The 23,043-nt window shown below is 34.2% G+C and carries 23 protein-coding genes; 19 read left to right on the top strand and 4 right to left on the bottom strand.

Translation table 11 applies throughout. The annotated features are described in order from the left end of the window. The first annotated feature begins 124 nt into the window (after positions 1–124). The 7 genes from SBO79_RS10080 to SBO79_RS10050 all read left to right on the top strand — a co-directional run bounded on the left by SBO79_RS10080 (position 125) and on the right by SBO79_RS10050 (position 6,136). On the top strand, positions 125–295 hold the full coding sequence (locus tag SBO79_RS10080; protein WP_318640270.1) for a hypothetical protein: 171 nt from the start codon (positions 125–127) through the stop codon (positions 293–295). A gap of 21 nt (positions 296–316) precedes the next feature. After that, entirely contained in the window at positions 317–700 is a 384-nt protein-coding gene (locus SBO79_RS10075; protein WP_318640269.1) for a hypothetical protein, read from the top strand. A 17-nt stretch (positions 701–717) separates the two neighbouring features. After that, entirely contained in the window at positions 718–1,182 is a 465-nt protein-coding gene (locus SBO79_RS10070) for an HAD domain-containing protein (protein WP_318640268.1), read from the top strand. A gap of 142 nt (positions 1,183–1,324) precedes the next feature. Further along, positions 1,325–1,951, top strand: a complete 627-nt coding sequence (locus tag SBO79_RS10065) for a hypothetical protein (protein ID WP_318640267.1) — start codon at positions 1,325–1,327, stop codon at positions 1,949–1,951. A 51-nt stretch (positions 1,952–2,002) separates the two neighbouring features. Beyond that, positions 2,003–3,481, top strand: coding sequence for a S41 family peptidase (locus tag SBO79_RS10060; protein WP_318640266.1), 1,479 nt, complete (start codon positions 2,003–2,005; stop codon positions 3,479–3,481). 68 nt (positions 3,482–3,549) lie between these two features. Continuing rightward, positions 3,550–4,485, top strand: coding sequence for a hypothetical protein (locus SBO79_RS10055; RefSeq protein ID WP_318640265.1), 936 nt, complete (start codon positions 3,550–3,552; stop codon positions 4,483–4,485). A 406-nt stretch (positions 4,486–4,891) separates the two neighbouring features. After that, positions 4,892–6,136 (top strand): PQQ-dependent sugar dehydrogenase, encoded by a 1,245-nt coding sequence (locus SBO79_RS10050; protein WP_318640264.1) that lies wholly within the window; start codon positions 4,892–4,894, stop codon positions 6,134–6,136. Between the two features lies 1 nt (position 6,137). Here SBO79_RS10050 and SBO79_RS10045 read toward each other — a convergent pair whose 3' ends face one another. Next, a complete protein-coding gene (locus SBO79_RS10045; protein ID WP_318640263.1) occupies positions 6,138–6,506 on the bottom strand; it encodes a hypothetical protein in 369 nt (122 codons plus the stop codon). Between the two features lie 224 nt (positions 6,507–6,730). Here SBO79_RS10045 and SBO79_RS10040 point away from each other — a divergent pair, with 224 nt between their 5' ends. Next, positions 6,731–7,669: a sterol desaturase family protein gene (locus tag SBO79_RS10040; protein WP_318640262.1), complete on the top strand. Its 939-nt coding sequence runs from the start codon at positions 6,731–6,733 to the stop codon at positions 7,667–7,669. 147 nt (positions 7,670–7,816) lie between these two features. Here SBO79_RS10040 and SBO79_RS10035 read toward each other — a convergent pair whose 3' ends face one another. Next, entirely contained in the window at positions 7,817–8,461 is a 645-nt protein-coding gene (locus tag SBO79_RS10035) for a hypothetical protein (protein WP_318640261.1), read from the bottom strand. A gap of 444 nt (positions 8,462–8,905) precedes the next feature. Here SBO79_RS10035 and SBO79_RS10030 point away from each other — a divergent pair, with 444 nt between their 5' ends. The 5 genes from SBO79_RS10030 to SBO79_RS10010 all read left to right on the top strand — a co-directional run bounded on the left by SBO79_RS10030 (position 8,906) and on the right by SBO79_RS10010 (position 16,024). Further along, positions 8,906–11,410, top strand: a complete 2,505-nt coding sequence (locus SBO79_RS10030; protein WP_318640260.1) for a cation-translocating P-type ATPase — start codon at positions 8,906–8,908, stop codon at positions 11,408–11,410. Positions 11,411–11,778: 368 nt separating this feature from the next. Then, complete coding sequence (locus SBO79_RS10025; RefSeq protein WP_318640259.1) at positions 11,779–12,231, top strand: hypothetical protein; 453 nt, start codon at positions 11,779–11,781, stop codon at positions 12,229–12,231. A 301-nt stretch (positions 12,232–12,532) separates the two neighbouring features. After that, positions 12,533–14,086, top strand: a complete 1,554-nt coding sequence (locus SBO79_RS10020; RefSeq protein WP_318640258.1) for a rhomboid family intramembrane serine protease — start codon at positions 12,533–12,535, stop codon at positions 14,084–14,086. A 75-nt stretch (positions 14,087–14,161) separates the two neighbouring features. Then, positions 14,162–15,280, top strand: a complete 1,119-nt coding sequence (locus SBO79_RS10015; protein WP_318640257.1) for a DUF6438 domain-containing protein — start codon at positions 14,162–14,164, stop codon at positions 15,278–15,280. Positions 15,281–15,508: 228 nt separating this feature from the next. Further along, a complete protein-coding gene (locus tag SBO79_RS10010) occupies positions 15,509–16,024 on the top strand; it encodes a hypothetical protein (RefSeq protein ID WP_318640256.1) in 516 nt (171 codons plus the stop codon). Between the two features lie 138 nt (positions 16,025–16,162). On the opposite strand, the gene SBO79_RS10005 is transcribed toward SBO79_RS10010, so the two are convergent. Beyond that, on the bottom strand, positions 16,163–17,137 hold the full coding sequence (locus SBO79_RS10005; RefSeq protein ID WP_318640255.1) for an NAD(P)H-quinone oxidoreductase: 975 nt from the start codon (positions 17,135–17,137) through the stop codon (positions 16,163–16,165). Positions 17,138–17,449: 312 nt separating this feature from the next. Between SBO79_RS10005 and SBO79_RS10000 the strand changes: the two genes are divergently transcribed. Further along, positions 17,450–18,211 (top strand): YoaK family protein, encoded by a 762-nt coding sequence (locus tag SBO79_RS10000; protein WP_318640254.1) that lies wholly within the window; start codon positions 17,450–17,452, stop codon positions 18,209–18,211. Positions 18,212–18,482: 271 nt separating this feature from the next. After that, a complete protein-coding gene (locus SBO79_RS09995; protein WP_318640250.1) occupies positions 18,483–18,821 on the top strand; it encodes a cupin domain-containing protein in 339 nt (112 codons plus the stop codon). Between the two features lie 92 nt (positions 18,822–18,913). Here the strand turns inward: SBO79_RS09995 and SBO79_RS09990 are convergent, their stop codons facing one another. Continuing rightward, entirely contained in the window at positions 18,914–19,372 is a 459-nt protein-coding gene (locus SBO79_RS09990) for a hypothetical protein (protein ID WP_318640249.1), read from the bottom strand. A 474-nt stretch (positions 19,373–19,846) separates the two neighbouring features. On the opposite strand from SBO79_RS09990, the gene SBO79_RS09985 reads away from it, so the two are divergent. The 4 genes from SBO79_RS09985 (at position 19,847) to SBO79_RS09970 (ending at position 22,977) form a co-directional block, all read left to right on the top strand. Beyond that, positions 19,847–20,998, top strand: coding sequence for a hypothetical protein (locus SBO79_RS09985; RefSeq protein ID WP_318640253.1), 1,152 nt, complete (start codon positions 19,847–19,849; stop codon positions 20,996–20,998). Between the two features lie 281 nt (positions 20,999–21,279). After that, positions 21,280–21,717 (top strand): hypothetical protein, encoded by a 438-nt coding sequence (locus SBO79_RS09980; RefSeq protein WP_318640246.1) that lies wholly within the window; start codon positions 21,280–21,282, stop codon positions 21,715–21,717. Positions 21,718–21,737: 20 nt separating this feature from the next. Continuing rightward, on the top strand, positions 21,738–22,208 hold the full coding sequence (locus SBO79_RS09975; protein ID WP_318640245.1) for a hypothetical protein: 471 nt from the start codon (positions 21,738–21,740) through the stop codon (positions 22,206–22,208). Positions 22,209–22,488: 280 nt separating this feature from the next. Further along, a complete protein-coding gene (locus tag SBO79_RS09970; protein WP_318640244.1) occupies positions 22,489–22,977 on the top strand; it encodes a CIA30 family protein in 489 nt (162 codons plus the stop codon). The last annotated feature ends 66 nt before the right edge of the window (positions 22,978–23,043 follow it).

The raw sequence follows: 23,043 nt of genomic DNA, 5'->3' as shown, positions 1-23,043 counted from the left end.
AAGATTTCTATCCTGATAGTAACTTTCAACGAATACTTACTTTCTTAAACGATTTTAAAGATCACATTACTTAAAAGTGTATTTTTATCCATATTGAAATTCAAAAGCTAACAACCTGACCAAAATGACAAAACATACTCTGGCAATTGCCGGAATCATTATACAAGGAATTGCATTAGGATTTATGCTATACGGAATTATGAATAACACGACAATTTTGTGGATTGCACTTCCATTCGTTTTTATCGGATTGGCAATGGCGATTGTTGGCGCAAAAAATTCAAAATCAGAATAATAATTAAATTTTGGTTAAAATATGTTAGAAATAAATAAAGCAGATATTCTCACAGCTCTGGAAGATATAAAAGATTCTTTAATATCTACTCACAAAAGATTGTGTCTTCCTTTGATTATCAGGATGTACAAAAAGATGGAGAATGGAATCAAGTTCGATGCGATCAAAGTTAGCGAATCGACCATTGTAGATGGACATCACCGTTATGTCGCTTCGGTTTTGGCGGGTCAAAATCTACCCACTATAAAGTCCGCAACCACATCCGCCACCATCGAATATGATTGGAAAGATGTCGAATTTGTAGAAGAAGATTGGGATACACCAGAGATTATTCAAAATATGAATAAAGCCGATGCGGAGTATAATAATATGACTCTTGATCAAATCAACGAAATGATAAAATAAGTTAGAAAAAGTTCCAAATGCTGATATATTTAGACATAGACGGAGTTATGATTCCCGCAAGTTCATGGCGAAAACTCGAAATCCTCGAAGATGGATTTCCCCAATTCAGCTCGAGAGCTACAGATGCATTAAACAAGATAATCACCGCGACTAATGCCGATATTGTATTAACCACTTCACACAAGCATAGTTTTACACTAGAAGGTTGGATCGAAATTTTTAAAACAAGAGGCGTTATCGTAAACAACGTTAGTAGACTACCTCAAAGCATCAATAACTTGAGTCGAAAGCAGGAATTGTTAGATTGGTTCACTTCCGAAAATAGTTTAGAAAAATTCATCATTATTGACGACGATAAATCTTTAAATGGACTTCCAGAAAATCTAAAAAACAGATTAATTCAGACTAGTGGATCTGTAGGATTGACTGATTACTTGGCTGATGAGGCTGTTGGGATTGTTGAGAGCATATCAAAGAAGTGATTTTTTAATAAAAAAAAACAAGTTAGTATTTTTTTGTATTTTCAAGGGAAATTAAACAGTGGCATACAATATAAATTTCTTAGTTGAATATATAAAAATTTTTGGACAGATAAATTTTAAGTAAAATTGCTAAGTTTTACAAATGCTAAAAATTGAAAACGATAAACACGACCAAAATTTGAAAATTTTTATAAATAATATCGTAATTAGCTGTGTATTCCTATTGATTTTTAGCAGCAATCTTTCCTATGCTCAAGAGGGAAAATCGAAAAAAGAATTTACTGAATACGTCAAAAACTTAAAATCATTAGAAGTGAAAAATTTTGTTAGCATAATTTCTGGTTGTTGGGGATGTGAAGTTATGCAGTCAGATTCTAGTCGAGCAATAAGTAATGCTGTAAATATAACTTTGATCTATCAAGTTGAGGACGCCTGCAAAATGGCGATTTTTGATGATTTTTCAGATTACGTCGAATTTAATATTTCAGATTGCTCTATTTTTATATTGATAGAAAACAACGTTGCTGTATTGAATCAAAAAGAAGTGTATTATACAAAACGTAAAGCTAACAAGTTTCTTAAACCGACTAGTCCTCATCATTCATATAATCAAATTGATATTGATACCGAGAAATACGATTATTCGGCATATTTGGTTCGCGATACGAAGAATGGTGATTCGCCAGAATTGAGAAAATTAGAGTGGTATAAATTAAGTGAATTTATTATGGAGAAAATTGAAACTATTAAAGAGAGCGTTAAATACTAATAGAAATGTTCAGGAATATTTTTTATAAGAGAATTTATCCCCAAACTTTCAATGCGCAAAATATTACTCCTCAATTTTATCCTCCTCACCACCCTGACCTTTTCCCAAGACTACGGCGATTTTCCAAGCATCCCAAAACAGAAGCTTTTATATGATGTCGAGATATTATACCAAGGTTTGGACAAATTCCATTCGGGAATGTATTGGTATACTCCCAAAGATAGTGTCGATGTCGCTTTTGCACAAGTAAAAGAAAAAATTGACCGAGATCTGAATCTGTTGGAATTTCATAAACTGATAGCGCCCTTAGTTGCACTCTCACGCGAAGATCATACTTTGATCAAACTACCTTTAAATACGAGAGAAAGAATCGGTAAAGAAACGCGAATTTTGCCTTTGACCATTGTGTTTCTCGACCAAAAGATGTACGGCGTTTTCAATGGATCTGAAAATGCGGGTTTAGAAATTAAAGGCAAAGAAATTGAATCTATTAATGGCGAAACTCCCATCGAAATAGTGGAAAAAATTGGCACTTTCTTTTCATCCGATGGTTATATCAAAACTGTCAAGTATCAGGATTCAGTCGGCTTTAATTTTTCACGATATTATTTTTATTACTACGGATTGCAAGACAATTTTAAAATAAAATTTAGAGATAAGGCCGAGATTTTCGAATTGAAATCTCTGACAATACCAGAAATTAATACCAACGTAGAATCTCGAAATAAAGACTTCGTTCCCGCCTCAAAAAGCAATATTTTGGAATTTGAAATTCTGAATAACCACGCCGCTTATTTAGGATTAAATTCCTTTAATAACTTCGAAATTCGTAAAAACACCAAAAACAAAAAATTAAAAAAGTTTCTAAAAAATAGCTTCAAACTAATCTCTGAAAACAATATTGACAATCTTATAGTTGATGTTTCTAAAAATAGCGGTGGCACAGAAGGAAACGAAGGATTAGTGTATTCTTATCTCGGAGAAAACTACCAAAAGTATTTAAAAGTTCGTGCAAAAAATCAGAAAGCTATAGTTGACAACGGAGTTGATAAACCTTTAACGCTTAATACTTTTGGATTTTTAGAAAGAGTATTTGTAAATAAGAAAATGAAAGATGGTTCGTTGGAAAGAAAGCAGTGGATTGGGTACGGCTTGAAGGCTTTTAAAGAGGAGCCGAAGCATAAGTTTGACGGAAAAGTCTATGTAATAATCAGTCCAATAACTTATTCAGGCGGAAGCGAATTTAGCAATATGGTATATTCAAATACCGATGCTATCTTTGTTGGACAAGAAACTGGCGGTGGCTATTACGGAAATACTAGCGGTTATCGTAGAGAAGTAATTCTTCCAAATTCTCTAATAATTGTAAACATTCCAGCTCTTCAATTTATGATGAATGTAAAGCAGAAAATCCCCTTTGGCAGAGGCGTTATTCCGCATTATAAAGTTGTTCCAACCTTTGACGAATATATGTCAAACACTAATGCACCGCTAGAATTTATTTTAGAAAAATTAGCGCATGTCAAGTAGCATTATGCAATTAAATTGTTTTTTAAATTACCCATAATAGCAACCAATACTTTTAATATTTTATTTTGATGCAAACAATCATATCAAAGAAAGATCCGCTGAAATTTTATCTCGCGCTTGCCATCAGTTTAGTAGTGACTTTTGCACTAGGAACACTTGTTTTGTGGGCTAGTATTGATATATTATCGGAGCCTAATGTAACTCCTAAGAATTATTTAATGCCACTGTTCGCTTTAGCATTCTATGCTTTAGGAGTGTTAGGATTCGTGAGATTTAACCAAAATGTACCAAAAATTAAGATTGATATAAATTCAATAAGTTTCGATGACAAAAAATTTAATTTGTCCGAGGTCAAAAAAGTAATCCTTACGGGAAAAGTGCCTTTTCGATTTCTAAACAACATACCTAAGGAAGGAACAATATTGATCTTTAATGATGAAACCGAAAAAGTATTTTTTGACGATTTCTACGAAAATAGCGCGGAAATGAAATCATTTCTAAATCAGGTAGTAGTTAAAAAACAGGAATATATCCCCCAACTTCCCATCAATATTGATATAGTTACAGCGCGGTTTGGCACAAAAGAAATTTTTAAAGGCAGTCAGTTTACTAGTGTAAGAGGGATTGGAATATGGTTGGCCGTTTTATTTGCGGTCTATTATCTAATTTCTGGTATTGATTTGAAAATCGCTGTTACTGTGTTGATATTTGTTACAATTTGGTTTGTTATAAATTCACTTATGATGAATTATTTCGAAATTTCAGAACGATACCTAATTGTTAAAAATCACAATTATCTAAGAAAATCTAAAGTATTTGAATTGTCTTCTATTAAAGAAGTTGTTTTTGAAATGGCAGGGAAAGGTCCTAATTCTATGAGGATAATCAGTAATAATTATGACAATAATTTATATTTAGATGCAACTTTAAGTGATAGTATGTGGTTGAAAATGAAATTAAAACTCGAATCGAAAGGAATTAAAGTTCGTAATGAATGTATATGAAAAGTAAGTCGGCAATTTATTTTAGCAATCCGCTACCAATTATCGTCCTATACCTATTTGCATACTTAAGTGGTAGGTTTCTAATCATCGATAAGAATTCAAGTTTAAATTATCTAAATTTCATAATGAATTTGAATCATGATTTACCACTAAGCCCCTAGCCCTGATGGGAACGGCATCCTTTCCTGCCCCTTCTTTTGGGTAGGAAAGATATAGTGGACAGCAGGATAAAGCTCCAAATGAAACTTCAAATTATTCGCATAAATTTAACCATCAATAATTGCAATACTTCGCAACTTTTCACCATTTGTGAAATGATTTCTATATAGAAATCTTAAAAAGGAACTCTATTTCACTAAAACTTCCGTAATTTTAGGAATTAAAAATTCTACTAAATCATCAAATTATGAAAAAGCATTTACTCTTTATAGGATTTTCATCGTTTCTACTCTTATCCTGCGGCAATAAATCTACTAAGAAGCAAGAAACTATCGTGACCACAACCACTTCAGAAAATACCACTTTACCTGCCGTGGAAACCAAGGACAAAGTAACCACTCTTGAGCCTGCCTTTATAGGACAATCGCGAATTGCCGGCGCAAAAACCACCACAGAGTATTCTGTAACGGTTGTCAACAAAGATTTGTCAAAACCGTGGAGCGTTAAGGCTCTGCCAGACGGTCGAATGTTGATTACTGAAAAAGGTGGAAATCTTAGAATTATTACTAAAGATGGAAGTTTGAGCGAAAAAATAACAGGACTGCCAAAAGTAAACGATAGCGGACAAGGTGGATTACTTGATGTATGCCTCGATCCTGATTTTGCCAACAATCGCATGATTTTCTTTAGTTATAGCGAAGAAACTTCCAAAGGAAACTTGACTGCGGTTGGCAAAGGAAAACTTTCGGCCGACGAAAAAAAGGTAGAAAATGTACAGACAATTTACCGGGCGCTACCTTATTATGATGGAAATTTACATTACGGTTCGCGAATTGTATTTGATGGCAAGGGAAATCTTTATGTGAGTACTGGCGAGCGATCTGATCTTGAAACGCGTCCGCAGGCGCAGTGGCTAAATTCTGGCTTAGGAAAAGTAGTTCGCATAACGAAAGACGGGAAGCCCGCCGCGGGAAATCCATTTTTAGGAGACTCGAAAGCTTATCCAGAAATTTATTCGTATGGACATAGAAATGTTCAAGGATTGGCAATACATCCTATAACTGGCGACTTGTGGGAAACAGAGATGGGTCCAAAAGGTGGTGATGAACTAAACTTGATAAAACCAAAACTTAATTACGGCTGGCCAACTATTACTTACGGCGTAGAATATACTGGAAAGACAATTGGTGAAGGAATTTCGCAAAAAGAAGGAATGGAACAACCGGTATATTATTGGGATCCTGTGATTTCGCCAAGCGGAATTACCTTTTACCACGGTGGTACAATTCCGGAATGGGAAGACAATCTATTTATTGGCGGATTAAGCAGCATGCAAATCACTAGACTTGTGTTTCAAGACAATAAAGTTGTAGGAGAAGAAAGACTTTTAGAATCTGAGGGAGAACGTTTTAGAGATATTACCCAAGGTCAGGATGGCGCATTATACGCCATAACCGACTCTGGAAAATTATATAAAATCGCTAAAAAATAACTTATCTAAAACTTAGAAAAGCAACTCTGTTTTTCACGATATCGTTTGTTAGCTTTGCATCTTTTTGCAAAGCTGCAATCGATTTCATCAACACTAATTCGGCATCATTTTCTAGTTTTTCAAGCTGCTCTGCATTTACTGAAAATGCCAGATCAATGAATGTAGTTGGTCTGTGATTGATCACCACCGTTTCGTATAACTGCTCGTCCATATCCCCGTCTGCATCATCCTCCACCATTTTGTCAAAAGTTGCAGAACCATTTTTAAGCCTTTGGATAATTTCTTGCTGAATATCTGAATCCTCAAAAATCGGATCGTGCGCTGAAACTAACTCTTTTTCAATTCGGAATTGAACTATAACATTTGTCATTTTTTTTGTTTTTAGATTGAAATTCAATTTACGAATATAAAAGTCATTTCCCGAAAAATATTATAGATATCTACTCTAAAAGTTATACTATTAATTATTTCAGATTGGCAAAAGGAGGTCGCATATTATTATTTTCACCGCCGTTAAACTTTTATTAAAGCAATCATACTAATGTTATGCCTATGTTGAAAGAGCTAACTTAGAAAAAATATAAAAATATTTGAATGGATTTTACCAACCCGCTCGTTTACGGCGTCCCTTTTTTCTTAGCTCTGATTTTGCTAGAACTATCTTACAGCAAGCATAGTGAAAGAAAGAAACTGTACAATTACAAGGATTTATTTTCCAGTTTAGCCCTCGGTGTAGGCTCGGCGGTCGTGGCTGCCTTGGTCAAAACCATTTCAGCAATTGTAATTTTTAGTTGGATTTACGAAACTTTTAATCCAGTGGTTAATGGAGTTCGGATGAATATTATGGGTTGGCAATCTTTTACCTACGCGTGGTACGTCTGGATTTTCTGTCAACTCGCCGACGATTTTAGTTATTACTGGTTTCACAGACAAAATCACATGGTTCGATTTTTCTGGGCGGCACACATTGTACACCATTCTTCTGACAATTTTAATTTGGGCACTGCTGTGAGAAATGGCTGGTTTACAATTATCTACAAACCTTTATTTTATTTATGGATGCCTGCAATTGGCTTTCCACCCGAAATGATTTTGGTCTGTTTAGGAATCGAATCGTTGTGGCAATTTCAACTGCATTCGCAGTATATTCCCAAGTTGGGATGGGTTGAAAAAATTTTCAATACGCACACTATGCATCAAGTACATCACGCAAAAAATATCGAATATCTCGATAAAAATCACGGCGGATTTTTAAATATTTTTGATCGTATTTTCGGAACTTGGAAACCTCTTGATGAAAGTATTGCTATTGAATTTGGAGTGACGCTGCCCCCTAATTCCTACAATCCTATGGTAATACTAACTCACGAATACGCCAATATTTGGAGCGATATGAAGAAATCTTCTGACTGGAAACATAAATTTCTGTACGCTTTTGGTCCGCCAGGATGGAGTCATGATGGCAGCACGCTTACTACAAGGCAGGCACGTGAAGAAATGGAAAAATTGAAAGGTTTGCAATATAAAAACTAACCTTAAAAGTCTTTAAAAACCGCTTAAAATTGATTTTAATTTAAGCCACATTTTTTCTAAAATACTCAAAAGCCTGACTACAAGGTCAGGCTTTAAGATTAAAAGCTTGTAGTTAAAAGCTGACGGCTGAAAGCTGACAGCTGAAAGCTAATTATTAGGAAATAACACTACTTTAAAAGTTCCATTCGTAATTTGTTTTACGTCCGCAGGATTATTTTCATTGTACATCTTACAAGAAAATGTTCCCCAAACTGTTTTGGTTTTTATTCCCATTTCAACTGCTTGTGAAGAGCCTGTCACTGCTACAGAACTTCCGCTTTGACTGCCATAAATAGTGCTGTAGAATTTACCTTGTGCATCTCTAAAATCCACAGTTACGCCAGGACTATAATTATCACTTTGATTATCTGTCAAAAAATTTGTCGGTAAATTTCCAACCGTAGTATAGAATTGCTCATTTTCTAAATCAGCTCCTACTCCTGAATAGTAATAAACATTATCCCATCCAATCATTATTTCGGGTATAAAATTTGGCGGAGTAAAACTAGAGATAGATGCTCCGTAACGGTACCATAATTTATTATCTAATCCTGAATAGCCTCCTATTGGACTGTAAATAAAGACATCGGTAGCGGTATTATTTACAGTGTAATCAAAATCGACATTGTTCATTTTTCCACGCATAAAGGCGTAGCCACTAGCTTGAGGGTCTGGAGTTACATTTGATGGTCCATCATCGGAGCTACAAGAAAAGGTCATTGCTGCAATAGCAATTAGAAATAATTTTTTCATATTTGTTAATTTGGTGTTAAGTAAACAAATATATATATTTTCTATATTCATTTAAAAAATGTTTTACGAAAAGTCTGTTTTAATTAATAATATATTAAAGTATCTAAATCTTACGCACTTTTATTTTAAATCACGAATCTTCTAAAGAATATGAATTAAGTTTTGTCCACAAATCGAGACATAACTAATACTCCCCTATCCCTGATGACGACGGCATCCTTTACAAAATATTTAAAGAAATATTAATTGGATTGCCACTCTGATAAAATTAGGGATTGTAATGACGGTAGCCGACAGACCTTAGCGAAACTTCGTAGCAATAAATCAATAAATAACTCTAAGTAATAACTTTCTTAATTAAGACCATTGCTAAATTGGCTTTCTTAATTCATTGTCATCCGGCAAAGCGCTACTTTTACTTATAAAGTCACAAATCTTGAAACTATGGCGGCAAGCAACTTCGATATAAAAGGTCTCACGGATGCAGAGGTACAGATTGCACGGGAAAAATTCGGCAGAAATACCCTGAAATTCAAAAAGGAGAACGGCGCACTCGAAGCGTTGAAAAGCCTTGCCAAAGAACCGATGATTGCAATTTTGTTAGTTGCGTCTCTAATTTATTTTATAAGTGGAGAAACCGGCGATGGACTTTTTCTACTTTCGGCTATTATAATTGTATCGGTAATTTCACTTTATCAAGATTCACGTAGCCGTAATGCGTTGCAGAAGTTAAAGGATTTTTCGCAACCAAATTGCAGTGTGATTCGAAATGGGGAAGCTATCGAAATTAAGACGGAAGATTTAGTAATTGGCGATAGTCTACTTGTGGAGGAAGGAACATCAATTCCCGCCGACGGAATTATTATTCACTCCAATGATTTCTCAGTAAACGAATCGATCTTAACTGGCGAATCATTTGCAGTTTTTAAAGATAAATACCACGAAGACAGTAGTATTTATAAAGGTACAACCGTGGCGAGCGGACTGGCAATTGTGACAATTACACATATTGGCAATCAGACAAAACTCGGAAAAATTGGCGAAAGTTTAGAAAGTATCCAAGTTGAAAAAACGCCTTTGGAACTGGAGATTAACAGCTTTGTAAAGAAAATGGTAATTGCGGGAGCAGTGGTTTTTTTGATTGTGTGGGCAATAAACTACTACAATTCTCAAAACCTGCTTGATAGTTTATTAAAAGCTTTGACTCTTGCGATGAGTATTCTACCCGAAGAAATTCCGATGGCTTTGACCGCCTTTATGGCAATTGGATCTTTACGCTTAATGAAATTGGGAGTGATTGTAAAACAGATGAAAACGGTGGAAACCCTCGGCTCTGCCACCGTTATCTGCACCGACAAAACTGGCACAATTACCGAAAACAAAATGAGTCTAGCCAAAATATTTACGCTAGAGTCTAATCGAATTTCGAATCCTGAGGAAGCCGATGCTTCTGAAAAAGAGCTTTTGAAAATCGCAATGTGGGCAAGCGAGCCAATTCCGTTTGACCCGATGGAAATAGCTTTGCATGACTCTTACGCTAAATCCACCCAAAAAGACGAAAGACCAGATTTCAAAATGATTCACGAATATCCATTGGGCGGAAAACCACCAATGATGACCCACCTTTTTGAGAATTCTCAAGGACAGAGAATCATCGCAGCCAAAGGTGCGCCAGAAGCCTTGATGAATGTTTGTAATCTCTCGCCCGACGAAATAGCAAAAATTAATGCAGCCATAAAAGAAATAACTTCGGAAGGTTATAGAGTTTTGGGAGTTGGAGAGAGCGTTTTTGAAGGAAATAATTTTCCGAAAAAACAGCAAGAATTTTCTTTTAAATTCAAAGGAATTGTAGCTTTTTACGATCCACCGAAAGCGAATATCAGCGAGGTTTTAGAACATTTTTACCAAGCAGGTATTTTAGTAAAAATTGTTACTGGAGATAATGCCGAAACCACTAGAGCAATTGCCAAACAAATAGATTTTCGAGGCTACGAGCACAGTTTAAGTGGTGACGAGTTAATGCTTTTATCTGATGCGGAACTTGAGCAGAAAGTAATGCAAACAAATATTTTTACTAGAATGTTTCCAGAAGCAAAACTGCGAATAATCAATGCGCTGAAAGCCAATAACCAAATTGTTGCAATGACCGGTGACGGCGTCAATGATGGTCCTGCTTTAAAAGCGGCGCATATCGGAATTGCCATGGGTAAAAAGGGAACTGAAATTGCCAAACAAGCAGCTTCGCTAATTCTATTGGAAGACGATTTATCCAAAATGGTGGATGCGGTTGCGATGGGAAGACGAATTTATACCAACTTGAAAAAGGCGATTCAGTATATCATTTCCATCCATATTCCGATTATTCTAACCGTTTTTATACCGCTTGCTTTGGGTTGGGTTTATCCAAATATATTTACGCCTGTACATATCATTTTTTTAGAGTTGATTATGGGTCCCACCTGCTCTATTATTTTCGAAAATGAGCCAATCGAAAAGAATACTATGCTTCGGAAACCTCGAGCTGTGGCAACTTCATTTTTTAATCGCGCCGAACTCACAACTAGTATTATTCAGGGATTGGCAATTACTGCAGGAACACTATTTATCTATCAATATGCTTTGCGACAAGGTCTCGCTGAAACTACCATTAGAACTATGGTTTTCTTGGTGTTAATTGTGGCAAATATCTTTTTGACTCTGGTAAATCGTTCATTTTATTACTCGATTATAACCACTCTAAAGTATAAAAATGCGTTAGTACCATTGATGATAGCGATAACAATTGCAATTACTGCAATGCTGCTTTTTGTGCCGCCATTAACTGATTTTTTTAAATTTGCACCACTTAGTACCAATGAAATTCTAACTGCAGTCGCAGTTGGTTTCATATCCGTGATTTGGTTTGAATTTGTGAAATTGGCCAAGAGATTGAGAGGAAATGTAACGTAAAAGATGAACATTTTATTTCTGTAGATATTTTTTTTTAGGGCGCCACCCGTCGCCAGTATAACTTTCTTAAAAATTAAATGTAGTTGACTCGGGTTGGGTTGTCCACTGTATCTTTTCTGACAGAAATTTACAGTGAAAAAGCAATTATTTGGTTGGAATTAAAGGATGTGATTCGCAAGTTCGCTTCGTTCGGCTCGTTCCCACCCCTTGTGCAATACATAGTTTTCATCTTCAACAAGTTATCTTACAAGTAAAATAATCTAGTACTTTAGTCAAACACATTAAAGAATAGACTAAATTCGGTTGAAATATTAAAATATTGTTGCTAGTAAGCTTTCTCCAATTTCTTTTTTTTGAAACCATATTATATGAAAAAAATTCTCTTCGTCTTAGTCGCAATGCTTTTTGCTAGCCTCGTATTTTCGCAGAATTCAGCGGTAAAAATCACCAATCAGAAAACGGGGACAACAAGGCTATTTAAAGAAAAAACTAGAATTCGCATTAAAACTGTTGAAGGAAAAAGAATCACTGGACGTTTCCAAATATTAAACGATAGTACGATGTTGGTAAAAGGAAAAGTAATCGACTTATCGGAGATTGCTAAAATTAAAAGAAATCCCTTGCTGATGACAGTTGCCACAGATGTGGTTTTATTTTATACTGCTGCTGTCGCAGTTGCCATTATCGCATTTGCTGGTGGAACGGCGCCTGCTGCCATTTTTGGTGTTGGAGCTACTTTTACGACCATGATTCTTGGGCCAAATGTTTTGAAAGGATATACAACCGAAAAAAATACGCTTGAATTTTTAGCAATTGATTAACCCCGATGCATTGCTGAGAGTAATATTTCTAGCAATATTAAAAAAAAATTTGCATGGTTACCGCCGCTGACTATAATCCCATTATTCTTAAAAGTGCCAACTGAAGGCGAGGATTAGACTATTGTATTTATCAACCAATCTTTAGCCGAGAATTTAAGTTTTTAAAATTGAAAAAAAGTCTAATTATTTTTAAACTTTTACTTTTCTGAATTAAGCATTTTTATCTCATTATTATAGGTATATAATAAGTATTTTCTCATTTTTGTCCTGCATTTGAAACCCAAAATTCTTACCTACAAGATTGGAAAATTATTTACCAAAGCTCAAACATATTTTACCAATGTTCTTCCTAATTGCATTTGGTAGTGTACTCGTATTATCCCTAATCCGTTGGTTACTTGCCATCGAATTTGAGATTTTAGATATTGATGAAATGATTTGGGAATTTTGGATTCCTGCCATGCTGCCGTGGATTCCTATTACAATTTGGCTCAAACCACGCCTCAGGGTTTTAACTTTCAAAAAAGACAGTAATAATAGGCGATTTTTTTTTCAAATTATCACGTGGATTTGTGTGGGTGTAATGCTGTCTATTTCGCAGAAATATCTAGCAACTGCAACAGGAAAGCTCACAAAATTAGAGACAATAGCAGATATTGAAACAGTTCCGAAAACACTTTACTATAAATTAGAAAATTTTTCGGTAGCACCCAATCTTGGCAGTACATACACTGTTTTTGATGTAAGTGGAAAGTCTAGTAACCATTTAAATTTCAATGTATACTTCGTAATACCGATTTTCAAGGATTCTACAGAACTCGCTTACGATGTTCCAAAGTATTGGTATGGAATAAAATATAGTAAACAGATAAGCAACAGATTAAGTTCGGATCAAAAAGACGAAAAATATGAGGAGTTTTATGATCAATGTGTCGAAAATATCAATAAATATGACTTTTATACTGTTGATCATTTCGTAAGAACTCCTAGATCTAACGACCGAAATAATTATCTCAATGCAATTGAAGCTAGTACATTTGTGAGACTTGACGAAAAGTATATAGTTTTGGAGCCTGCCGTCGAAGATTTTAAAGATAGAAATGGCACTAATTTGATTTGGATATTTAAAGTGTTTATTGTGGGACTTATTGTTTTACTTTTTTCATTGCTCTTTCCAGGATACAACGAGAGGCAGCGCAATAAACGCTTCTCAAGAAAGAAATTGAAGCAAGATGATATTGTTAAAGCGCTTAGGTATTTAATTCCTCAAGGTGACCACTTCGCGACTTCAATCATTATTGATATCAATATTTTGATCTTTATTTTGACTCTACTTTCAGGCAACGACATCATTTCACCTGAACCTTGGGAGCTGCTTTATTGGGGCGGAAACAGAAGGTTTGAAGTTATGGATGGTCAATGGTGGCGACTGTTTACAGCACTATTTCTGCATAGCGGAATAATCCATCTAATTTCTAATATTGTGGGACTTGTAATTGCTGCCAAATTCATCGAACCGCTACTTGGACTCCATAACTACTTTATATTATTTATACTTTCTGGACTGTGTGGAAGTCTTGCAAGTGTACTATGGTATGAAAATACGGTTAGCGTAGGTGCGTCTGGCGCAATTATGGGTCTCTATGGCGCCATTTTAGGATTGTTATATCAAGGTGCTTATCCTGATGCTCGCAAAAAATATATATTTGTCCTAATCAGTATTTTTGTTGGTTTATCTTTATTGGGAGGATTGGCTGATGATGTTGACAATGCAGCCCATATCGGTGGCCTTTTGAGTGGACTGGTGATTGGGTCGCTGTTGTATAAATATAATAGTCAATTGGTTGAAGAGTAATTGCTATTTAATTATCTATCGGGCAAATTAACTTGATTGTAAAATATAGATTTCCATCAGTAAAAAAATTGAAATATGATCAAAGTTTACGTCTCTTTTATAATATCAGTTTTGCTATTTTCTTGCGGTTCAAAAACTTGTGATTACGAAAAATTTATTCAGGGAGATTGGGAAATAATTCCTTTTATTGATACTATGTTGCACGATGGCGAACGCACCCCGCCACCGCTGCCACGTTACGTGGGTGATTTGGGTTTTTATTTTGGAGAGAATGGAATCTGTGAGAATAAGGTTGGTTATTTCGATTATACTGAAATCGACGATGTCGGAAGAAGATTATTTTTAGGAACTGAAACTAGATATAAAATTGTCCAAAATACTTTGCAGATTTTTGATTTGGAGGAAAACGATTGGCAAGTTTTTGAGATTCAAAAAATTACCAACGATTCTTTAATCCTTTTGTATGAAGATAAGTTTCCGGTAAAATTTATCAAACGCCATTACAAAATCGATCCTGAGACTTCATTTGACAAAATTATAGTTTCAACCTATGGATGTTATGGGACTTGTCCAGTTTCTGATATCATTATTTCGAAAACTGGTGATGTTGTATTCTATGAGCGAAAATATACAACAGCAACAGGCGCTTTTAAATCCAGAATTAAGAAGGAAGATTTTGCGAAAATTGAAAAGAATTTTAAAAAAGCAGAATATCAAAATTTGGAAAATAGTTATACCAACAATGCTTCAGATTTAATGGCGATTTCTGTGACATTTATTAAGGATGACAAGATAATAAAGTCAATTATCGATTATGGCGCTGCTTCCCCAACCGAATTTAAAAGAGCACTTTATCCATTAGTTTATTTAGAGCAAAAATTAAAGCTTGATAAAGTGGATTTTAGTACTGCTCTTATTGATTTGGATAGTGGCAGATTTAAATCTTCAACAGCTATTTTAAAATTATCTAAATCTGAGCTTTTTTATTTAAATTCAAAATTGCAAAATGCGAAAGAATCAGAGATTGCATTTACAACTAAATATATTCTTAGTAGTTCCAACATCAAGGACAAAAAGATAGTTGAAACTGATGGAAGATTTTTTAAAATTGAACTTTCCAATTCAAAATTTATCACTTTGGATTTAGGTTATGACTTTTTCGAACATAATAACTTTTCTGCTATTTCTGATTAAAAAGTTTAGTGCAATCTTTATAAATTAACTTCAATAAAGGCCAAGTCCCCTAGCCCTGATGGGAACGGCATCCTTTGCTGCCACCGAAAAATTCGAATTTTAATAGCGTTATTTCTGGCAGCAAAGATACAGTGGACAGCAGGATAAAGCTCCAAAAAAATCTCATCGTGTACCACAAAAAAATCTGCTAACTTCGCATCTATCAAAAGATATAAATAAAAAACATAAATGGGAGTTACGATACATTTTGAAGGGCATTTAAAAAGTGAACAAGATTACGATGATGTGATGGCAAAAGCGACGGATTTTGCCAAGGAAAATAAAATGGATTATAAGCGAATTGAGGAAGACGAAAAATTATTGCGGAGGGTAAGAAATCAGGAAGATTGGGATTATAATGGAGCAACCAAAGGAATTAGGATTGAACCGGCTGAAAATTGCGATCCTTTTAATTTGGAATTTGATGCCGATAATTATATTCAGGAATATTGTAAAACCCAGTTTGCCGACATCAATATTCATATTTCAATAATTGATTTTTTAAAAACCTTGATTCCAAACTTTGAAGACTTAAAAGTGGTAGATGAAGGGGAATATTGGGAAACGGGAAATAAAGAAACTTTGATTAACCACGTCAAAACTTGTTTTCATCAGATGGAATGGGCAAAGGAAAATGATCCTAATTTGGATGGTCCTTTTATTGTTGGAGATGGGAGAATTGCAGATTTGAAGCGGGTCGAATAAAATAAAGATTGAAAAATTGAAAGATTCTAAAATTCAAAGATTGAAAGATTTTGTTTTGGGACCGTCATTCACTGATTTAACTCCACACAAAATCTTTCGTTTTCTGGCTAATTGTCCTGTGAGATATATTAACTATCACTAATCCATAGTTAGCAAAATTTTTCCGATATGATCACTGCTTTCCATTAGTTTGTGAGCTTCAGCGGCATCTTCGAGTTTGAAAGATTTGTAAATAATGGGACGGATATCTTTTGAATGCAACATTGGCCAAATGTTTTTCTCAACTTCTAAGGCTATTTCAGATTTTACGACATCAGTTTGCGGTTTTAACAAACTTCCAGTCAAAATTAGATTCTTTCTCATTATTGTGAGAAGGTCTATTTTTACGTTCATATCCTTCATCCCGTTAATATAAACTAAGCGACCTTTGTCGTTGAGAATTTCGAGATTTTTCTGAGTGTAATCGCCTCCAACCATATCAAGTATAACGTCTATTTTCTCATCTTTCAATATTTCTTCGAAAGCTTCTTTTTTATAATTGATCGCTTTACCGAGATTCATTTTCTGCAAAAATTCGATTTTGTCCTCGCTTCCCGCGGTGCTAAATATTTCTGCTCCCCAAGCTTTTCCCATTTGCAATCCCATTGTTCCAATTCCGCTAGTACCACCGTGGATTAGTAACTTCTCTCCCGGCTGAAGATTTCCAAGTTTAAATACGTTGAACCAAACCGTAAAAACAGTTTCGGGAAGCGCAGCAGCATCTTCCAAAGTTAATCCGTCTGGCACAGAAAGACAATGGGAACTGTCAACCGCAACATATTCGGCGTACCCACCACTTGCAATAAGTGCGCAGACATTATCACCAACCTTTTTGTCTTTGACGTCCTCGCCCACTTCTATAATCTGACCCGAAACTTCCAAGCCTGGTATTAATGTTGCTGCCGTTCCTTTGCCGTAAGAAACCATATTTTTTCGAGTTATAACATCACTTCGATTAATGCCCGCAGCCTTGACTTTGATTAAAACTTGATTCTGTAGTAATTTTGGCATTGGAGTTTCTTGTAGCTTTAATACTTCGGGACCGCCGGATTTGGTAATATGAATTGCTCTCATGTGGATGTTTTTATAGACTTTTAAGTAACAAAATATTCAGTAAAATTTTTATAATAAAAACTTAAGATTTTTATGAAAATGCACTACAAATTTTCTACATTTTCAACTTCTATAGTCAATCGAGTAGAGCAGTTTATTAGTAATCTCTTTAAAAATGCGTTTTTCAATATTCACGTTTAAAATTTTTACTTTCTCATAAAATTACAACTACCTTTACTTTAAGCAGAAAACATACTACTATTAATAGGAACACGTCGGGAATTTTTCCGCAAGTTTTTCGATAATAAAGTACTTATCAAATTTGCAGTTGAAATGTTTAGACATCAAGGAAAAAGCAGAACTTTAAAACATAACTTACAAATAGCCACCATACTCTCTTTTGTTGCAGGAATGGTAAATGTTGCGGGCTTTTTAGCTTTTAGACAGCTTACCACCAATGTTACGGGACATTTCGCGTTTTTTATTGGCGATGTTGCAGATTTTGAAATAGTAAAAGGTACAATTTTTTTCTTTTATATAATTTCATTTTTTGTGGGCTCGTTTTTGACTAGTTTTTTGATCGAGAATTACCGAGAAAGTAAAAAATTAAATGTCTTTGTACTACCAACTTTAATAGAAGTTTCTGTATTAATAGCGGTGGGAGTCGCTAGTAACTTTATGGTATTTAGGTATCCAAACTTAATTGTTTGCGCACTGCTTTTTGCAATGGGAGTTCAAAATTCGTTTGTTACGAAAATTTCTAGCGCCGTGGTAAGAACTACGCACCTCACGGGACTTTTCACTGATTTGGGGATAGATGTCTCGCACTTGATTTTTAGAAGATTGCATTTTAAAAGAGAAAAGATTAAAGCTAATATAAAACTCCGACTTTATATTATTTCATTCTTTTTTATGGGCGGAATTTTGGGAAGATTTCTGTACGCAACCGTAAATTGGAAATTAAATACGTTACTAGTTGCATCAGCCATTTTACTTGTAAGTTTATTTTTTGATGATTTTCGTTATAAAATAATTAAGGCAAAAAGAAGATTTAGCCACCGGAACCAAATTGTCGGAAAGCGTAGTACAGCATAGCTAAAAACGTAAAGCAGCAGATAAATAAGTTAACCATTTTGGATATTGACAAGTGCCATAAACATTATAATCAAGCATGGATACAATTTAATACAATGTTAGTATCCCAGTCATGAGACTAACAACCCAAGCTAAACGATTGGACTAAGTAATAATTCTCTAACAATTGCGAATAAAAATACCGTATCTATGTTTATTGAAAAGACAAATTGTATCAAATATTAAGTAACTTGAAAAAATAAATTTTTTAATAATTAAATTATATAATTTTATGAAAACAGCATCTCTCAGAAAAGATTTAAATTACAACGAAGATAAGGTAGCGATTAGTGTGATGATGGAAACAGAAACCGCAAAGGAAATTCGTATCTTATTCAGAAAAGGCCAAACGATGAAAGAGCATAAAGCAGGATTTCCAATCACCGTAGAAGTGCATCATGGAACGATTGAATTTGGTGTAAATAGCGAGAAAATGACCCTAGAAGCAGGCGATTTAATCTCGTTGGAAGCAAATGTTCCACACGATCTATTGGCTCACGAGGATAGTATTGTTCGGCTCACTTTGTCAAAATTAGACAAAGTAGAAAGAGTTAAAAACGTAGTAGAATAAATTATCTATTATATAACTAAAAAAAAATCAGACGGTTAAGAGTCGTAACTTTGATAGTTAGAGAGTTCTTAATCGTCTGATTATTTTAGAAATTAATCATGCTTTTTGTGGTGCTTATCTTTTTTATGCGCTTTTTTATGCGCTTTTTTGTGTCCTTTATGTTTCCCATTATCGCCTTTTTGCATGAAAATGACGTTTCCAGGACCATAACTTTTAGCAACATATTTAGCCTTGTGCTTTTTGTGGTATTTGTATGGAGATTTTCCTTTATAATCGGTCAAAAATATTACTTTTCCGGTTTGGAGATTGTAATTTTGAAATTTTGCAGGAAGCTTTTCAGCTCTTACCCATCCTCCATTATTTAGATATATAAAACGTTCAGCCGGAAGGTCATAGTAAGCATCGACTTCAGGCAAATAATAGTATTGAGTCGCAACTCTTTCTGGCGGCGCCCAAACAGGAGCTTTTCCTAAATTTAAATTTACAGACACCTGTGCCTGTGTTGCTGAAATGAACAGAAGTCCAAATACTAATAATTTTAATGTTTTCATATAGCTTTTTTTTTAGATAAATAAATTTACCAGGTTAGAATTTGGAATAGTCAACTACCGTGCCATCATAAATTACATTTTCCCTAATTTTTTTCAGGAAACAGCTAGAATTTTTTCTTTTGTAATTAAATAGTTCGCAATAATCTCATATAATTTCTCGAATTACGCATCAAATAACGGTTTTTATGACTCCAATTTAGATGGACACGAAAATTTTGAAAGGCAGTCAATTTTAAATGGCAAAACCTTGGACAAACATCCAATTGAGATTTTTTGTAGCGGGGCAAAAGTCTAGTTAATTGCCAATGTGAAAAATGCCATTCATATCGCTCGTGCTTTTTTAGACAATAACACCAATTTTTTTTTTTAAAAATATGTGACATAAGCTAAAAATCTATCTCACTATTGACTATCTTTCCTATTAAATTATATTCTATAAACCAACTAGCTGCCATGATACTTTAACATTGATATATGAAATATAACTACTTATACTCTTTTATTGTTTTTTTTTTCACAATCTCGATACTATCCGCACAGGATCTACCCAAAGACAGTATCGTTGGAAATGTCAAGTCGGTTCGTGAGAAGGTGATTTTCTTGACTGAAAAGGAGAATCCGCAAATGTTGTATGATAGTGATTATGGACATTCCGGATTTATGGGACCGAAAAGTACTGTAGCTAAATTTCTTACTCTTTGGTATTCGACACCTTATTCATATTTTATCAATTACGAACGCTTTTACCTTCCTAATAGAATAATTGACAGAGAAAATTGGTTTGGAAAAAAAGGAGAATTAATAAATTCCTACAGATATATTTATGACAAGAAAAATCGATTAATCAGTAGAATCGACAGTACATCATATTCAATTAGCACCGAAAATCATTTTTATAGAGAGTATGGCGAAAATGACGAGCACCTTTTAGAAAATATTTTTTATCAATCATTAGCCTTCAATAATTTTGCACACATCTTTAAAGATTATAAAGATGGTAAATTAAGTAGAAGAAAAAATTTTGATGATGACGGAAGTGTCCGAGAAACTATTAACTATTACAATGCAGCAGGGAAATTGGATCATCAAATTTTAAAAGATCCAAGCACTTGGGTACAATTGGAAAATAATGGTCACTCTTATGGCGTTTATGATTCGATTGGTGTGGTTTACAAAAGTCTTCAAAATTTCTACGATTCAAAAAATAGACTGATCAAAACTCAGGAATATGCAATAGACGGCCAGAAGTATAGCAATGATATTGTTGAAGGAAACCAGAGAATTATGACTTATAAAGGAGATAATTTAGTTCGCATTTCGACAATAATGAGCAACCAAAAACCATACTATGATCATTTTGAGTACAATAAAGCCAATCAATTAACTGCTAAATATTGCTGCGACGAAGATATTTTTAAAGCGCAAAATATCGAAAAATACAAATACAAAAATGGCGTTGTAAGCGAACTATCATATACTAGACAAAATTATCACACTAAGAAGATGGAAAAATCTTATAGCTTATTTACTTATAAATACGATGCTCATCATAATTGGGTGGAAATTATAAAATCTGTTGATGGTGTAGCGCTATATAAATGGATTAGAGAAATTGAGTATTATTAAAAATCGCAGACATTATTTCGCAATAGTGAAATTTCCGATTATGCGGTTGACTTTGCTCATGTCTAAAATCCTACTTACTCAGCACCATTATCACTTTATTATTTAATAATTTTTAGAATTTTCATTGCAGGAAATACTATATGAACATTTATAAATAAGTATGTCAATACTTAGAAAACGAATTTAAACTGAAATAAATAATAAATTTACCACGCTGCCTTTACCAGAATTTTTTGCAAATTGCACAGTAAATATGGTTCACTAGCAATCTCCTTACTCATATGCGAAAAATAATCTCAAGATCTATCTTCATTGGCACTTCTCTCCTATTTATTTCTTGTAAAACCTATACAATTCCCATTGATAGCTTTAAAAATCAGATGGTAGTAGCTACGAATTCTAATATGAATGAGGTAAAAATAAACAATCCTTTATATTTTAAAAACATTAAATATTCTTCCAATAATATTAGTAAAATTGAGGTGATAGACAAAAGTGGAGAAAAAATGACGATTGCTAATTCTCCAGCAATTGAAATGCGGATGACTCATAAAAATGGGAAAAAGTACATTGTTTATTTTGATACAGTAATTTTGGAAAATGACACTTTAAAAGGAAGTCGATCCCGATTTATTCAGGGTCTAGACAGAACAATTCCAATTGCTAGCATCAGTAAAATTGAAATTCAAAATGGTGGAAAAAATTATAATTATAAATAATCAATTTAACTGACAAAATTATGTTTGAGCCAAAAAATATTCTCAATAAAATAAGCTACTTACAATATCCATTTATGCTGATAAGCGGTTATTATATTGTGCAACCGTACATCGTTGGATTTGACACAATTTGGGAAAATTACAATTTAGCATTATTGTTTATGGGTATCGCGATCAGTTTGTCGACTTTACAAGACACGACCAAAATGCAGAATGAGATGTCCAGAAAAATCTGGGAGGATCCAAAAAAAGGAAAACGGATGTTAATTGCACTGGCATTATTGGCGTTTGGTTGTATTGCGATTGGCATATTTGGCGCATCCGTTTCTACAAACAAAGCGCTGAAAGAGCTCTCTTATGGAATTATAGTTTTGGGCATTGGATTAATTGGAATGCTAAATACAGCAATGGATTTGTTTGATAATCATCGCCTAGATAAAAAAGCTACACCGAGCAACGAAAAAGCTTTCATTCAAGAACCTGATATTTAGTGTAATCAATCAGCAAAAATTATATGTAGAATTGCTGCTTTCTATATATGAGCATCCACTAGTAAAATATGTTATGCGTCATTGATAACTCGCGACTAATATATCTCAAGCTCATAGCACTATTAAAAACTGAACGCATTAAAAAGCACTAGAATCACCACTGAAGGTCGTATCAAACCTTCCAAATACTATTTTAAGACTTCTGCTTTCGCAAAATCAGTTACCTTAGAGCAACACTTTCAAAACGAAGGTCTTTTATCTCATTTATATCACTTAATATATGTCTACAATTATATACGATTTTCAGAAAGATTCAAACGCTGCCGATTGGCAAATTGTCAACGATGGTGTAATGGGCGGAATGTCGCAGGGAAAATTCAAAATTGATCGAGAAGGCAAAGGCGTTTTTTACGGCGATGTTTCTACAGAAAACAATGGCGGATTTTCGTCGATTCGGCATGAGTTTGCAACTTTGAAAGTTGATACCGATAGCAAAGTTATACTAACTTTAAAAGGTGATGGCAAAGACTATCAGTTCCGAATTAAAGACAAGCTAAGCAATTCGCACTCTTATATAACCACATTTTCAACCACCGGAGAGTGGCAAGAAATTGAAATTGCATTAGCCGATTTGCAACCCTCTTTTCGGGGGCAAAAGCTGAATATGCCAAATTTTGATAAGACTTTTTTTGAAGAAATTCGATTTTTGATAGGAAATAAAAAAGATGAAAGTTTTGAGTTGGTGATTGATACCATTGAACTTCGGTAATTCTCAGAAACTACTTATCAATATTTTGTATGCTTGTGTTGCCCCAGTAAAAATATAGAAATTGTA

The sequence above is a fragment of the Flavobacterium ardleyense genome (assembly GCF_033547075.1).
Lineage (GTDB): Bacteria > Bacteroidota > Bacteroidia > Flavobacteriales > Flavobacteriaceae > Flavobacterium > Flavobacterium ardleyense_A.
Note: the sequence above shows the minus strand (reverse complement) of the source record. Positions and strands in the feature narration are given on the sequence as shown.

Excerpts from the sequence above, each read along its gene's own strand:
- SBO79_RS10080 (WP_318640270.1), top strand. The coding sequence starts at position 125 with ATGACAAAACATACTCTGGCAATTGCCGGAATCATTATACAAGGAATT.
- SBO79_RS10075 (WP_318640269.1), top strand. The coding sequence starts at position 317 with ATGTTAGAAATAAATAAAGCAGATATTCTCACAGCTCTGGAAGATATA.
- SBO79_RS10070 (WP_318640268.1), top strand. The coding sequence starts at position 718 with ATGCTGATATATTTAGACATAGACGGAGTTATGATTCCCGCAAGTTCA.
- SBO79_RS10065 (WP_318640267.1), top strand. The coding sequence starts at position 1,325 with ATGCTAAAAATTGAAAACGATAAACACGACCAAAATTTGAAAATTTTT.
- SBO79_RS10060 (WP_318640266.1), top strand. The coding sequence starts at position 2,003 with ATGCGCAAAATATTACTCCTCAATTTTATCCTCCTCACCACCCTGACC.
- SBO79_RS10055 (WP_318640265.1), top strand. The coding sequence starts at position 3,550 with ATGCAAACAATCATATCAAAGAAAGATCCGCTGAAATTTTATCTCGCG.
- SBO79_RS10050 (WP_318640264.1), top strand. The coding sequence starts at position 4,892 with ATGAAAAAGCATTTACTCTTTATAGGATTTTCATCGTTTCTACTCTTA.
- SBO79_RS10045 (WP_318640263.1), bottom strand. The coding sequence starts at position 6,506 with ATGACAAATGTTATAGTTCAATTCCGAATTGAAAAAGAGTTAGTTTCA.
- SBO79_RS10040 (WP_318640262.1), top strand. The coding sequence starts at position 6,731 with ATGGATTTTACCAACCCGCTCGTTTACGGCGTCCCTTTTTTCTTAGCT.
- SBO79_RS10035 (WP_318640261.1), bottom strand. The coding sequence starts at position 8,461 with ATGAAAAAATTATTTCTAATTGCTATTGCAGCAATGACCTTTTCTTGT.
- SBO79_RS10030 (WP_318640260.1), top strand. The coding sequence starts at position 8,906 with ATGGCGGCAAGCAACTTCGATATAAAAGGTCTCACGGATGCAGAGGTA.
- SBO79_RS10025 (WP_318640259.1), top strand. The coding sequence starts at position 11,779 with ATGAAAAAAATTCTCTTCGTCTTAGTCGCAATGCTTTTTGCTAGCCTC.
- SBO79_RS10015 (WP_318640257.1), top strand. The coding sequence starts at position 14,162 with ATGATCAAAGTTTACGTCTCTTTTATAATATCAGTTTTGCTATTTTCT.
- SBO79_RS10010 (WP_318640256.1), top strand. The coding sequence starts at position 15,509 with ATGGGAGTTACGATACATTTTGAAGGGCATTTAAAAAGTGAACAAGAT.
- SBO79_RS10005 (WP_318640255.1), bottom strand. The coding sequence starts at position 17,137 with ATGAGAGCAATTCATATTACCAAATCCGGCGGTCCCGAAGTATTAAAG.
- SBO79_RS10000 (WP_318640254.1), top strand. The coding sequence starts at position 17,450 with ATGTTTAGACATCAAGGAAAAAGCAGAACTTTAAAACATAACTTACAA.
- SBO79_RS09995 (WP_318640250.1), top strand. The coding sequence starts at position 18,483 with ATGAAAACAGCATCTCTCAGAAAAGATTTAAATTACAACGAAGATAAG.
- SBO79_RS09990 (WP_318640249.1), bottom strand. The coding sequence starts at position 19,372 with ATGAAAACATTAAAATTATTAGTATTTGGACTTCTGTTCATTTCAGCA.
- SBO79_RS09985 (WP_318640253.1), top strand. The coding sequence starts at position 19,847 with ATGAAATATAACTACTTATACTCTTTTATTGTTTTTTTTTTCACAATC.
- SBO79_RS09980 (WP_318640246.1), top strand. The coding sequence starts at position 21,280 with ATGCGAAAAATAATCTCAAGATCTATCTTCATTGGCACTTCTCTCCTA.
- SBO79_RS09975 (WP_318640245.1), top strand. The coding sequence starts at position 21,738 with ATGTTTGAGCCAAAAAATATTCTCAATAAAATAAGCTACTTACAATAT.
- SBO79_RS09970 (WP_318640244.1), top strand. The coding sequence starts at position 22,489 with ATGTCTACAATTATATACGATTTTCAGAAAGATTCAAACGCTGCCGAT.